The organism is Enterobacter sp. KB-280D8 (assembly GCF_041399405.1).
Taxonomy (GTDB): Bacteria; Pseudomonadota; Gammaproteobacteria; order Enterobacterales; family Enterobacteriaceae; genus Enterobacter; species Enterobacter cloacae_N.
This window is the reverse complement of record NZ_JBGKEC010000002.1, coordinates 608,046-621,513: the sequence shown is the minus strand read 5'-3', so window position 1 is coordinate 621,513 and position 13,468 is coordinate 608,046. Positions and strand designations below refer to the sequence as shown.

The 13,468-nt window shown below is 58.2% G+C and carries 12 protein-coding genes; 7 read left to right on the top strand and 5 right to left on the bottom strand.

Translation table 11 applies throughout. The features are described 5' to 3' along the window. Positions 1 to 522: 522 nt before the first annotated feature. Positions 523 to 1,341, top strand: a complete 819-nt coding sequence (locus AB8818_RS08445) for an AraC family transcriptional regulator (protein WP_116341317.1) — start codon at positions 523 to 525, stop codon at positions 1,339 to 1,341. A 75-nt stretch (positions 1,342 to 1,416) separates the two neighbouring features. Next, positions 1,417 to 1,779 carry a cupin domain-containing protein gene (locus AB8818_RS08440; RefSeq protein ID WP_116341315.1) on the top strand — a complete coding sequence of 121 codons (363 nt, stop codon included), beginning with the start codon at positions 1,417 to 1,419 and terminating at the stop codon, positions 1,777 to 1,779. 73 nt (positions 1,780 to 1,852) lie between these two features. Here the strand turns inward: AB8818_RS08440 and AB8818_RS08435 are convergent, their stop codons facing one another. Beyond that, positions 1,853 to 2,737 carry a LysR family transcriptional regulator gene (locus AB8818_RS08435; RefSeq protein WP_116341314.1) on the bottom strand — a complete coding sequence of 295 codons (885 nt, stop codon included), beginning with the start codon at positions 2,735 to 2,737 and terminating at the stop codon, positions 1,853 to 1,855. Between the two features lie 105 nt (positions 2,738 to 2,842). Here AB8818_RS08435 and budA point away from each other — a divergent pair, with 105 nt between their 5' ends. The 5 genes from budA to AB8818_RS08410 all read left to right on the top strand — a co-directional run bounded on the left by budA (position 2,843) and on the right by AB8818_RS08410 (position 7,523). Then, a complete protein-coding gene (budA, locus tag AB8818_RS08430; RefSeq protein WP_116341312.1) occupies positions 2,843 to 3,622 on the top strand; it encodes an acetolactate decarboxylase in 780 nt (259 codons plus the stop codon). Between the two features lie 13 nt (positions 3,623 to 3,635). After that, positions 3,636 to 5,315 carry an acetolactate synthase AlsS gene (alsS, locus tag AB8818_RS08425; protein WP_163330508.1) on the top strand — a complete coding sequence of 560 codons (1,680 nt, stop codon included), beginning with the start codon at positions 3,636 to 3,638 and terminating at the stop codon, positions 5,313 to 5,315. Positions 5,316 to 5,335: 20 nt separating this feature from the next. Then, the gene (locus AB8818_RS08420; protein WP_192984040.1) at positions 5,336 to 6,106 is read left to right on the top strand and encodes a (S)-acetoin forming diacetyl reductase; all 771 of its coding nucleotides are present in this window, start codon (positions 5,336 to 5,338) and stop codon (positions 6,104 to 6,106) included. A gap of 137 nt (positions 6,107 to 6,243) precedes the next feature. After that, positions 6,244 to 6,717, top strand: a complete 474-nt coding sequence (locus tag AB8818_RS08415; protein WP_116341305.1) for a cold-shock protein — start codon at positions 6,244 to 6,246, stop codon at positions 6,715 to 6,717. A 107-nt stretch (positions 6,718 to 6,824) separates the two neighbouring features. Beyond that, positions 6,825 to 7,523 (top strand): GNAT family N-acetyltransferase, encoded by a 699-nt coding sequence (locus AB8818_RS08410; RefSeq protein WP_116341787.1) that lies wholly within the window; start codon positions 6,825 to 6,827, stop codon positions 7,521 to 7,523. 33 nt (positions 7,524 to 7,556) lie between these two features. Here the strand turns inward: AB8818_RS08410 and AB8818_RS08405 are convergent, their stop codons facing one another. The 4 genes from AB8818_RS08405 to betB all read right to left on the bottom strand — a co-directional run bounded on the left by AB8818_RS08405 (position 7,557) and on the right by betB (position 13,464). Beyond that, positions 7,557 to 9,251: a thiamine pyrophosphate-binding protein gene (locus tag AB8818_RS08405; RefSeq protein ID WP_192984038.1), complete on the bottom strand. Its 1,695-nt coding sequence runs from the start codon at positions 9,249 to 9,251 to the stop codon at positions 7,557 to 7,559. Positions 9,252 to 9,284: 33 nt separating this feature from the next. Beyond that, entirely contained in the window at positions 9,285 to 10,025 is a 741-nt protein-coding gene (locus AB8818_RS08400; protein ID WP_163330504.1) for an SDR family oxidoreductase, read from the bottom strand. 273 nt (positions 10,026 to 10,298) lie between these two features. Next, positions 10,299 to 11,978, bottom strand: coding sequence for a choline dehydrogenase (gene betA, locus AB8818_RS08395; RefSeq protein WP_192984036.1), 1,680 nt, complete (start codon positions 11,976 to 11,978; stop codon positions 10,299 to 10,301). Positions 11,979 to 11,991: 13 nt separating this feature from the next. After that, positions 11,992 to 13,464 (bottom strand): betaine-aldehyde dehydrogenase, encoded by a 1,473-nt coding sequence (gene betB / locus AB8818_RS08390; protein WP_192984034.1) that lies wholly within the window; start codon positions 13,462 to 13,464, stop codon positions 11,992 to 11,994. Positions 13,465 to 13,468 lie beyond the last annotated feature (4 nt).

The following is a 13,468-nucleotide window of genomic DNA, read 5'->3' as shown; positions in this document are numbered from 1 at the left end:
CATCAGTAAGACCTTTACCGTTCCAGGATCCCGTCATTTGACAACAAAGGCTGACTTGCCGGGTGGCACTGCGTTTACCCGGCCAACAAAACCGTCAACCAACCCGCGACACGTAGGCCCGCGCAAGCGCAGCGCCGCCGGGCACAGTTTGCATCGCGGTTACTCCTTCACGCAGACCTTTTCATTTTGAGCAACCTGGGTGGGCCAGGTTCTTCGCCATTGAGCTGAGTCCCTGGCCTGCGTTGCTGGCGTACAGGGAAAAAATCAGTGCCCGTCCCGCAGGCCGCATTGCATGCGGAGGTGAAAGTCTAGTTCTGCGTATTCCGGCGCATGTATGAATGCCTGAAGCAGGAGGCAAGTGAGGATGTGGAATCAGGATACGTTAGCATACTGTCGCTCTGTATCTGATTATCTGGCTATTTTTACTGCATCTTGTTTCCCCGCATTGCCTGCAACAACTTTCCAAACTGCACCCGATGCGTTTATGGTGTTGCTTCACCCTCACAGGGCATCAGGTGTCATATGTCGAATGCAAAAGCCAATAAAGACTGGGTCAGACTGGCGCAACAACCCGGGAAAATAGAGCGCATAGAGGCGTATTTCAGCGGACATGGCTATGAGCCACATCGGCATGACACCTACGCGATAGGCAGAACCTTGTCCGGGGTGCAGAGCTTTCACTATCGGGGCAGTCAACAACACAGCCTTCCGGGCGGGACGATGGTTCTGCACCCGGACGAAGTGCATGACGGAGAGGCGGGGACGACTGAAGGATTTCAGTATCGGATGCTGTATATCGATCCGGCGTTAGTTCAGAAAATCCTGGGCGGAAAACCGCTGCCGTTTATTCCCGGCGGGATCTCATCCGATCCCCGGCTTTTTGCGGCGACCGAATCCTTGCTAAAAGCACCAGAAGAACCTGTCGATACGCTGGAAGAAGAGGATGCGCTTTACGATCTGGCCAACACGCTGGCCATGGTGGGAGGACAACGCTTTCGTCGATGCGCATTCGATTATCGTCGCGCAGAGCGTGCACGCGAATATATTCAAACAGAATTCAGCCAGGACATTACGCTCGACACGCTATCCGAGGTCAGCGGCAGGGATCGCTGGAGCCTGAGTCGGGATTTTCGTGCACTTTACGGAACAAGCCCGTATCGCTATGTGACGATGCGGCGTCTTGAATATTGCCGACGTTTGATTGAAAAAGGCCTGTCTCTTGCTGAAGCGGCCGTTGAGGCCGGGTTTTCTGACCAAAGTCATATGACTCGCCAGTTTATCAAAACGCTGGGGATCTCACCGGGACGCTGGCAGAAAATCATCCAAAACAGCCGCACCTGAGCTGCACAATCATTCAAGACCGGCGCAACGGCCTTACTCTATCCTGGACACTTCTCAACCATAGGGAGTGTCACCATGTATCAACCCATTAATCTGGAAAATAAATTTTCCCTCTTCGACGCGCACTGGCAGCCGAAGGTCATCGCTCAGATGAATGACTACCAGTTTAAGATTGTGAAAATAGAGGGAGATTTTATATGGCACGCGCATCCTGAAACCGACGAAGCATTTATCGTGGTTGAGGGTGTGTTACGTATTGATTTTCGTGACGGGCACGTGCTCGTTAATCCGGGGGAATTGTACGTTGTGCCGAAAGGCGTTGAACATAAGACGTCTGCTGAAACGACGGTAAAAATGATGATGATAGAACCTTGCGGGGTTCTGAATACGGGACACGAAGGCGGGGATCGCACCGCAGAGAACGATGTCTGGATTTGACGACGAAGGCTGACTTGCCGGGTGGCGGCTGCGCCTTACCCGGCCAACAAACCCTCAAAACCCCTATAAGCCGCTATGATTCCTCGCTCATCATCGTCAAAAACCGCCTCACCGTCCGCGAGCGTTCAAAACGCCGCCAGCACAGCGCGATATCGGTATAAAGCGCCGGTGAGCTTAGCGCATGATAGGTCACATTCGGCGGTGAAATGGCCGCCATGGATTTCGGCACCAGCGCAAACCCGCCGCCGGCGGAGACCATGCTCAGGGACGACGAAAGCTGTGACGATTGCAGCGCGTGCTGCACGTCAATTCCGGCCCGCTCGCAGCAGCCGTGCACCCGGTCATACAGGCCCGGCGCGACCTCCTGCGGGAACAGCACCACCGGCGTACCCCGAAGCTGCTCTAACGCCAGCGAACCGCAAGCCGCCAGCGGATGGTCGCGATGCAGCGCCACCACCATCGGCTCCCGGTCGAGGATTTTAATTTCAAACATCTTACTGCTCTCGCACGGCAGGCGTACGAAGGCAATATCCAGTTCACCCTCCGCCAGCATCGTCGTCAGCGACGACATATTGGCCTCCACCTGGTGAACCTGCACCGCCATGTTCTGCACCTGAAACTGGCGAATCAGCGCGAAAATTTTTGGGTGAAAGGCATCTGAACTGGTGATCCCAATCGACAGATTGCCGTTCAGCCCGCGCGCGATGCCGCGGGCCTTTTCCAGCGCGGCATCGCTCAGCGCCAGGATCTTGCAGGCATCCTCATAGAACGCTTCTCCCGCCTCGGTCAGCTCCACGCCCCGCGTCAGGCGTCTGAACAGCGGCGTGCCGACTTCCTCTTCAAGCCGTTTGATCTGCTGACTCAGAGGAGGCTGTGAAATACCCAGCGCTTCGGCCGCCCGGGTGAAGTGTCGCTCGCGTGCAACCGCGACAAAATACCGCAGATAACGAAGTTCCATATCTAAAACGTCTCAAACCAGCATGGTTTCTATATTGGAACTCTCTGCTGAATCGGGTCAACATTTATTTAACCTTTCTAAATAAAGTTGAAGAGGACGAGCACGATGACGCATTCATCTGCCTGCGACTGTGAGGCCAGCCTGTGCGAGACCCTGCGCGGGTTCTCAGCCCAGCATCCTGACAGCGTGATCTACCAGACATCGCTAATGAGCGCCCTGCTAAGCGGCGTGTACGAAGGGGAGACGACGATCGCCGACCTGCTGGCACACGGTGATTTTGGTCTCGGCACCTTTAACGAGCTGGACGGTGAAATGATTGCCTTCAGCAGCCAGGTCTACCAGCTGCGCGCCGACGGCAGCGCCCGGGCCGCGAAGCCGGAGCAGAAAACGCCGTTTGCGGTAATGACCTGGTTCCAGCCGCAGTACCGCAAAACCTTCGATGCGCCGGTCAGCCGTCAGCAGATCCACGACGTGATTGACCAGCAGATCCCCTCCGACAACCTGTTCTGCGCGCTGCGCATTGACGGCAATTTCCGCCACGCCCACACCCGCACCGTACCGCGCCAGAAGCCGCCGTACCGGGCGATGACCGACGTGCTGGATGACCAGCCGGTGTTCCGCTTTAACCAGCGTGAAGGGGTGCTGGTCGGGTTCCGCACCCCGCAGCATATGCAGGGCATTAACGTGGCGGGGTATCACGAACACTTCATTACCGACGACCGTCAGGGCGGGGGCCATCTGCTGGACTACCAACTGGAGAGCGGCGTGCTCACCTTCGGCGAAATACACAAGCTGATGATTGACCTGCCCGCCGACAGCGCGTTCTTACAGGCCAACCTTCACCCCAGCAATCTTGATGCAGCGATCCGTTCCGTCGAAAACTAACAGGAGAACTACCGTGAACAGTGAGAAACAGTCACGTCAGTGGGCGCACGGCGCCGATATGGTTGTCGGCCAGCTGGAAGCGCAGGGCGTGAAGCAGGTGTTCGGGATCCCGGGTGCGAAAATCGACAAGGTATTTGATTCCCTGCTGGACTCCTCCATTGAGATCATTCCGGTGCGTCATGAGGCCAACGCGGCGTTTATGGCGGCGGCGGTCGGGCGGCTGACCGGTAAGGCCGGGGTGGCGCTGGTCACCTCCGGGCCGGGTTGCTCTAACCTGATCACCGGCATCGCCACCGCCAACAGCGAGGGCGACCCGGTGGTGGCGCTGGGCGGGGCGGTAAAGCGGGCGGATAAAGCCAAGCTGGTACACCAGAGCATGGACACCGTCGCCATGTTCAGCCCTGTCACCAAATACGCCGTGGAGGTGAGTTCACCGGACGCGATTGCCGAAGTGGTATCGAACGCGTTTCGCGCCGCCGAGCACGGCAGGCCGGGGGGCGCGTTCGTCAGCCTGCCGCAGGATATTGTCGACCAGCCCGCGACGGGCGCGATTTTACCCGCCAGCGGTCCGGCGCTGATGGGCCCGGCGCCGGAATCAGCCATTAACGACGTGGCGAAGCTTATCGAAAACGCCAAAAACCCGGTCATCTTACTCGGCCTGATGGCCAGCCAGCCTGCCAACAGCGCCGCGCTGCGCAAGCTGCTGGAGAAAAGCCGTATTCCGGTGACCAGCACCTATCAGGCCGCCGGGGCGGTAAACCAGGAGCACTTCACCCGCTTTGCCGGACGCGTCGGCCTGTTCAATAACCAGGCGGGCGACCGGCTGCTGCATCTGGCGGATCTGATTATCTGCGTTGGCTACAGCCCGGTGGAGTACGAGCCGTCCATGTGGAACAGCGGCGACGCGACGCTGGTGCACATTGACGTGCTGCCCGCCTATGAAGAGCGTAACTACGTGCCGGATCTGGAGCTGGTGGGGGATATCGCCGAAACGCTGAACCTGCTCGCAAACCGGATCGACCATAAGCTGGAGCTGAGCCAGCGCGCGTCAGAAATTCTGGTCGATCGCCAGCATCAGCGGGATCTGCTCGATCGCCGTGGCGCCTCGCTCAACCAGTTTGCCCTGCACCCGCTGCGCATCGTACGTGCCATGCAGGACATCGTGAATAACGACGTGACGCTTACCGTGGATATGGGCAGCTTCCACATCTGGATCGCCCGCTACCTCTACAGCTTCCGGGCGCGTCAGGTGATGATCTCCAACGGTCAGCAGACCATGGGCGTCGCCCTGCCGTGGGCCATTGGCGCATGGCTGGTGAACCCGGGCCGCAAGGTTGTGTCGGTCTCCGGTGACGGCGGTTTTTTACAGTCGAGCATGGAGCTGGAAACCGCAGTGCGCCTCAACGCCAATGTGCTGCACATCATCTGGGTGGATAACGGCTACAACATGGTGGCCATTCAGGAAGAGAAAAAATACCAGCGCCTTTCCGGCGTAGAGTTCGGCCCTGTCGATTTCAAAGCGTATGCCGACGCCTTCGGCGCGAAGGGCTTTGCCGTGGAGAGCGCCGAGGCGCTGGAACCCACGCTTCGTGCGGCAATGGATGTGGACGGCCCTGCCGTGGTGGCCATTCCCGTCGACTACAGCGATAACCCGCTGCTGATGGGCCAGCTCCATCTCAGCCAGATTTTGTGACTCAATATAAGGACAGAGAAATGCAAAAAGTTGCTCTCGTAACAGGCTCAGGCCAGGGGATTGGTAAAGCGATAGCGCTTCGCCTGGTGAAGGATGGCTTTGCCGTCGCCATCGCCGACTATAACGTTGAGACGGCAAAAGCCGTCGCCGATGAAATCACCCGCAACGGCGGTAAGGCCGTCGCCGTGAAGGTCGATGTCTCTGACCGCGAGCAGGTATTTGCGGCGGTGGAGAAAGCGCGCACCGCGCTGGGCGGTTTTAACGTTATCGTGAATAACGCCGGGATTGCGCCGTCCACCCCCATCGAATCCATCACGCCGGAGATTGTCGACAAGGTCTACAACATCAACGTGAAAGGAGTGATCTGGGGCATTCAGGCTGCCATCGACGCGTTTCGCAAAGATGGGCACGGCGGCAAAATCATCAACGCCTGCTCCCAGGCGGGCCATACCGGCAACCCTGAACTGGCGGTGTACAGCTCAAGCAAGTTCGCGGTGCGCGGCCTGACTCAGACCGCAGCGCGAGACCTTGCGCCGCTGGGCATCACCGTTAACGCCTACTGCCCGGGCATCGTTAAAACGCCGATGTGGGCGGAAATCGACCGTCAGGTCTCCGAGGCGGCGGGTAAACCGCTTGGCTACGGGACTGAAACCTTTGCCAAACGCATTACGCTTGGCCGTCTGTCCGAGCCGGAAGACGTCGCCGCCTGCGTCTCATACCTGGCCGGGCCGGATTCCGACTACATGACCGGCCAGTCGCTGTTGATTGATGGTGGGATGGTGTTCAACTAAAAACGTAATACTAATAAGCTCTGACATGAGTTTTCCCCTGCCTCCGTGCAGGGGCTTTTTTTTGTCTCCTCAGCCATTGTGCATTACACTGCGCGCTGCAAAACTTTAGTCTTGAGATCTGACAGGCGGTAACAGCGATGAACGGTACAATCACAACGTGGTTTAAAGATAAAGGCTTCGGATTTATCAAAGATGAAAACGGCGACAACCGCTATTTTCATGTGATTAAGGTCGCCAACCCCGATCTGATTAAGAAAGATGCCGCGGTGACCTTTGAGCCAACCACCAACAACAAAGGCCTTTCCGCCTATGCGGTGAAGGTGATCCCGGAAAGCAAACATCTCTTTATTGCGGGCGAGCGCGTGAAGCTCTCCTCGATCAAATCCTTCGTGGTGTTCAGCGAAGAAGAGCCGGTTGAGACTAAAATCGACAAAGAGAATGCGGTGCTGTCAGTGGGGCTGCTGATGAACAGCATCAAGCCGAAATCCGACAAGAAGCCGGGCGAAATGCGCACGGTGAAGAAGCTGGCGATCACCACCTTCCAGAACACAACGATGATCTTTACCGAAGATGAGATCGACATCGACGCTACGGTGAAGCTGCTGAAGTGATCTTATGCCGGGTAGCGGCGACGCGTTACCCGGCCTGCACGTTCTCCCTTTCCGACCGCTTTTTAACCTGCTATAACAAACTCCTTACCTTTCAGGGAGTCACCGCCGTGCCCGAAATCAATCAACATGGTCAAACCGTTAACGATATCGTCCCGGACTGGAAATGCGCTCGCGTCTTAACCCGCACCCCGCTCACCGGTCAGTATTGCCGCCTGGAGCCGCTGGACGCGGATCGCCATTCGGCTGATTTATACGAAGCTTACGCGCTGGGTGATGACAGCGACTGGACGTGGCTTGCAAGTACCCAGCCAGAAAGCGTGGAAGCCACCGCGCACTGGGTGCTCGGCAAGGTGATGGATGACGATCTGGTCCCGTTTGCGGTAATCGATTTACGCACTGAAAAAGCGGTAGGGCTGGTGAGCTACATGGCGATTGAGCGGTTTCAGGGCTCGGTGGAAATCGGCCACGTCACCTGGTCGCGCAGGATGAAAGGCACCCGCATCGGCACCGAAGTGGTCTGGCTGCTGCTGAAAAATGCCTTCGAGCACAAGTACCGTCGGCTGGAGTGGAAGTGTGATTCGATGAACACCGCCTCACGCCGCGCGGCGGAGCGGCTGGGGTTCGTCTGGGAAGGACGCCTGCGCCAGAAGCTGGTGCGCAAGGGCCGCAACCGCGACAGCGATATGCTTTCGATTATTGACGGCGAATGGCCGCAAAGGGATGCGGAGCTGCGCGCCTGGCTGGCGGCGGAGAATTTTGACGCCCAGGGGCGGCAGATTAAGCGGCTGGAGGCGTTTCGTTTATAAGCTTTTTATGTAGGGTACAGCACAACGATGCAGTTAATCCGCGGAAATCGCGATTTCAATCAGGTTGGTTTTTCCTGACTGCAGCCCGCGGGTTACCGCTTCGGCGATGTCTGCGGCATCGGTTATCCGACAACAGCGAATGCCCATGGCGGTGCCCAGCGACTGAAAATCGATGTGCGGGTTAACCAAATCCATCCCGATAAAGCGCCCCAGCTGCGTCGAGCTGTAGCCCGGCTGGCCCTTCATAAAGTTTTTAAGAACGTTGTACTCCCGGTTGTTCATGACGATAAAAGTGACCGGCAGATTTTCGTGTGCCGCCGTCCAGAGCGCCTGCGGTGAATACAGCGAGGCGCCGTCGCCCATCAGGCACACTACCGGCTCGTGGCCCAGCCCCAGCGAGTGGCCCACCGCCGCAGGCATACCCCAGCCCAGACCGCCGCCGCGCATGAAATAGTAGCGCTGGTGCTGCGGGTCGGAGATAAAACGCCGGACATGTCTGGCTGTGGCAATCGCTTCATCAACAATAGTGACGCCCGGCGGAACGGCTTTGATGACTTCATAGGCCGCCACCATCGGCGAAATAGCCGGGCGCAGCCGCTCGGCAGCCAGACGTTCTTCCTGCAGTTGCCACTCTTTTTCACGTTCAGCGCGTGCCGTTTTGAGCAGCCGCTGATGCGTCAATTTGCCTGCCACCAGGCGCTGCTCAAGCAGAGGTAAGAGCGCCTTCAGGGAGAGTTTGATATCCCCCATCACCGACAGGCGTGTAGCGTAGGTGCGGCCCAGCTCGTTCATGTCGGCGGAAAGCTGGTAGACCGCGCATGAGCCCGGAATCGCGTCTCCTTCGCTGTATAATATGGTGATCAGGCTTCTGCCGCCGATGATAAACACCGCGTCGTAGGCGTTAACGATGCTGGCAATTTCACTGGCGGTGGTAGGCATATTGCCGCGCCAGAGGGCATGCTGCGTGGGAAAGGGCAAATTCAACGGCCACGATGAGCCGTAAACGTGTGCACCTAGCGCTTCTGCAAGCTGGACAATCTCCGGCGTTGAGCCGCTGGAGTGAACTTCATCCCCCGCCACAATCATGATCCTGCCGGGCGTAACCTGGCTCAGGTCCGCCGCCAGCTCGTCCAGCGAGCCCGCGACGGTGTGATAGTTCACTTTGGAGGCCGTTTGTATCCCGGCGTCGCTCAGCTCTTCCATCACGTTCATTGGCAGAGAGAGCAATACGGGACCGGCGGGGGGATAGCTGGCAGCATGGAACGCGCGACGCACAAGAACCGGGAGCTGGTCGGCGCTGGTGACCTCCTGCGCCCATTTCACCACCGGCGATCCAATGGAGACTATGTCATCGTACAGGAGCGGGTCGCGCACGTAGTGCCGCGTGTCCTGCTGCCCGACGGTGACAACCAGCGGCGTTTTCATGATCCGCGAGTTGATTAAATTTCCCATTCCGTGCCCAAGACCGCTGGCGGTGTGCAAATTGATAAAACCAGTCTTGCCGGAGGCTTTCGCGTAGCCGTCAGCAATGGCGACCACGCTGCTCTCCTGGAGCGCCAGAATATAGTGAATATTTTCATGCCGGAGCAGGGCGTCAATCAGCGGGAGTTCCGTCGTGCCGGGGTTGCCAAATATATATTCCACGCCTTCACTCTCAAGAACCTCAAGGAGAATGTCGGCACCTGTTCGCATATTTAAATCTGATAAGAACGTTAATGACTTAATCATAATGACACCTCATTCAGCGTTATTTAAGTCATGCTAAAATTCTTCCTGCGTTGGCCGGACAACAATTTCATTTACATCAACATCATCAGGCTGCTCGATAGCAAATAATACGGCCCGCGCAATGGCATCTGCCGGAATAGCCTGCTTATAAAATTCATGCAGGAATTTTTTACTCTCTTCGTCAGAACTGCCGAACTGCAGTTCGCTCTCGACCGCACCGGGGGAAATAAGCGTAGTGCGGACCGTTTTACCCACCTCCTGGCGCAAGCCTTCGCTCAGCGCGCGGACGGCGAATTTCGTGGCGCTGTAGACCACGCCGCCGGGCGCAAGCACCTTAATACCGGCCACAGACGCAACGTTAATAAAATGCCCGCCACCCTGGCGCTGGAACACCGGTAACGCCGCCGCAATGCCGTATAAAACGCCTTTAAGATTGGTATCGATCATCCGATCCCACTCGTCGGTCTTGCGCTCGCTGATGGGGGCGATAGCCATAAAGCCCGCATTGTTGATCAGCACATCGACGCGTTGGTATGCGGCAACGGCAGCGTCAATCGCGTGCTGGACCTCCTCCTGACGGGTCACGTCCGCCTTCACGGCAATCGCCCGGCCGCCCTGCTGGATGATGCGATCCACCAGGGCGTTAACTCTGTCCAGGCGACGCGCCACCAGTACCAGCGAAAAGGGCTTATTCGCTAAATACAGGGCAATAGCCTGACCGATACCGCTGCTGGCGCCGGTGATAACAACAACTTGGTTTGCACTATTATTCATGATCTTATCTCGCGGTTGAGTGATGCAAAAATAAAGGCAGGGGAGAATTAAAGAATAATGACGCTTTCTTTAATTTCAGGTTTAAATATATTGTATATTTCGAATGGAAAGGCATTCGATTAAACTTAGTTGAATTGCGAGAGCAGTGTCAACAGACTTTTAAATGAACAAAATAATTGCAGGGTAATATTTATTTCTTATAGGTATCGAAAAATATTATCGTAATGAAGGGATGTATTGAAAACCCTCTCGTTTTACGGAGAGGGCAGAATATTAAACGTTCTGTAATGCCTGACGAACCGGCGCGCCGTTCGCCACGTAATATGCCGCCGTGCTCTTCGCCAGCGGCTCGCGCCCGCGAATGGCATCGGCAATTTTCTCGCCGATCATAATCGTGGTGGCGTTCAGGTTGCCGGTAATAATCTGCGGCATAATCGACGCATCCACCACGCGTAGCCCTTCCAGCCCGTGAACGCGGCCTTCGCCGTCGACCACCGCCATCTCGTCGTAGCCCATCTTGCAGGTGCCGCACGGGTGGAACGCGGTTTCCGCGTGGTTACGCACGAACTCGTCCAGCTGCTCGTCGGTCTGGCACTCGACGCCCGGGCTGATTTCGCGGCCGCGGTACTTGTCCAGCGCGGGCTGGTGCATGATCTCGCGGGTGATGCGGATCGCGTCGCGGAACTCCTGCCAGTCCTGCTCGTGGGACATATAGTTGAACAGGATCGCAGGATGCTGGTGCGGATCGCGGGATTTAATCCGCACGTGCCCGCGGCTCGGCGAGCGCATCGATCCGACGTGGCACTGGAAGCCGTGCTCTTTTACCGCGTTCGAGCCGTTGTAGTTAATCGCTACCGGCAGGAAGTGGTACTGAATGTTCGGCCATTCGAACTCCTCGCTGCTGCGGATAAACCCGCCTGCTTCGAAGTGGTTGCTCGCCCCTACGCCGGTGCCGCCAAACAGCCACTTCGCGCCAATCTTCGGCTGGTTCCACCACTGCAGGGCAGGGTAGAGGGAGACCGGCTCTTTGCACTCGTACTGAAGGTACATCTCCAGGTGATCCTGGAGATTTTCGCCCACGCCGGGCAGGTCGTGCACCAGCGGAATATCAAACTGCTTCAGCAGGTCCGCGCTGCCCACGCCGGAGCGCTGGAGGATCTGCGGGGAAGCAATGGCCCCTGCGCACAGCAGCACCTCTTTGTTCGCCGTCGCGTTGGACGGAATAGTGCTTTCACCCTCCAGCCACTCGACGCCCACGGCGCGCTTGCCGTCGAACAGAATGCGATCGGTCGTGGCGTGGGTGCGGATGGTCAGGTTCGGGCGCTGTTTTGCCTGGTCCAGATAGCCGCGTGCGGTGCTGGCGCGTCGGCCCTGCGGCGTGACCGTGCGGTCCATCGGGCCGAAGCCTTCCTGCTGGTAGCCGTTGAGATCCTCGGTGCGCGGATAGCCCGCCTGCACGCCAGCCTCCACCATCGCCTCAAACAGCGGATTCACGCCCGGCTTCGAGGTGGTAACGCTCACCGGACCGTCGCCGCCGTGGTAGTCATTCGGGCCCACGTCGCGCGTCTCTGCCTTGCGGTAGTAGGGCAGGCAGTTGAGGTAGCTCCAGTGCTCCAGGCCCGGCTCTTTGGCCCAGTGGTCGAGATCCATCGCGTTACCGCGGATGTAGCACATGCCGTTGATCAGCGACGAGCCGCCCAGCCCTTTACCGCGTCCGCACTCCATACGGCGGTTGTTCATGTACGGCTCTGGCTCGGTTTCGTACGCCCAGTTGTAGCGCTTGCCCTGCAGCGGGAACGCCAGAGCGGCGGGCATCTGGGTGCGGAAGTCAAAGCGGTAATCCGGCCCGCCCGCCTCAAGCAGCAGGACGGTGGTGTTCGGATCTTCAGTCAGTCGCGTTGCCAGGACGTTGCCGGCAGAGCCGGCCCCGATAATGATGTAGTCAAATTGCAAATAAACCTCCCGGTTAAAATATGGACTGGAATTTACCCATCTCAACCTGGATGGACTTCACCTGGGTGTAGCTCTGCAGCGTCATAACGCCGTTCTCGCGGCCAATGCCGGAGTGCTTGTAGCCGCCGACCGGCATCTCCGCGGCGGATTCACCCCAGGTGTTGATCCAGCAGATGCCCGCTTCGAGCTGATGAATGGCGCCGTGGGCGCGGTTCAGGTCGGCAGTGACGATGCCCGCCGCCAGCCCGTAGTCTGTGTCGTTGGCGCGGCGAATGGCTTCTTCATCGGTTTCATAGGTGAGGATGGACATCACCGGGCCGAAGATCTCTTCGCGCACGATGGTCATCTCGTCGGTGCAGTCGGTGAACACGGTCGGGGCGACCCACGCGCCGTTGTCAAAGCCGTCGCCCTTCAGCACCTCGCCGCCGCACAGCACGTGGGCGCCTTCCTCTTTGCCTTTGGCGATGTAGCGCATCACGCTGTCGCGGTGCGGGAAGCTGACCATCGGGCCGAAGTTGGTACGTTCATCGAACAGATCGCCCGCGCGGATGCGGCCCACGCGCTCAACGATTTTCTGCTCAAACGTTGCTTTAAACTTCGCGGGCACGAACACGCGGGTGCCGTTGGTGCACACCTGGCCGGAGCTGAAAAAGTTCGCCATCATGGCGATGTCTGCCGCGAGATCCAGATCCGCATCGTCAAAAATAATCAGCGGGGATTTGCCGCCCAGCTCCATCGTCACCTCTTTCAGAGACGAGGCCGCCGAGTTGGCCATCACCTTTTTGCCGCTGGCGACGCCGCCGGTGAAGGAGACTTTCGCGATGCCCGGATGCTCGGTCAGGTACTGGCCGGTTTCCGCGCCCACGCCCGGCAGGACGTTAAACACACCGTCCGGCAGGCCCGCTTCGGTGTAGATCTCCGCAAGCTTCAGGGCGGTGAGCGGCGTCACTTCGCTTGGCTTGAAGATCATCGCGTTGCCCGCCGCCAGCGCCGGGGCCGATTTCCACAGGGCGATCTGGATCGGGTAGTTCCACGCGCCGATGCCCGCCACCACGCCCAGCGGCTCGCGGCGGGTGTAGACGAACGAAGTGTCGCGCAGCGGGATCTGGCTGCCTTCCAGCGCCGGGATCAGCCCAGCGTAGTACTCCAGCACATCCGCGCCGGTGACGATATCGACGGTTGAGGTTTCGGAATACGCTTTACCGGTGTCGAGGGTTTCCAGTTTCGCCAGATCGTCGTTGCGTTCGCGCAGGATGTCGACGGCGCGTCGCAGAATGCGCGAGCGCTCCATGGCGGTCATTGCCGCCCAGATTTTTTGCCCGCGTTTTGCGCTTTCCACGGCGCGGTCGACATCTTCTCGCCCGGCGGCCTGTACGCTCGCCAGAACTTCACCGTTGGCCGGGTTGATGGTCTCGAAGGTGCGACCGCTGGTGGCGGATGTATAACCACCATTGATGTAAAGCTGCTGTTCTGCCATTCGGGACATAAAT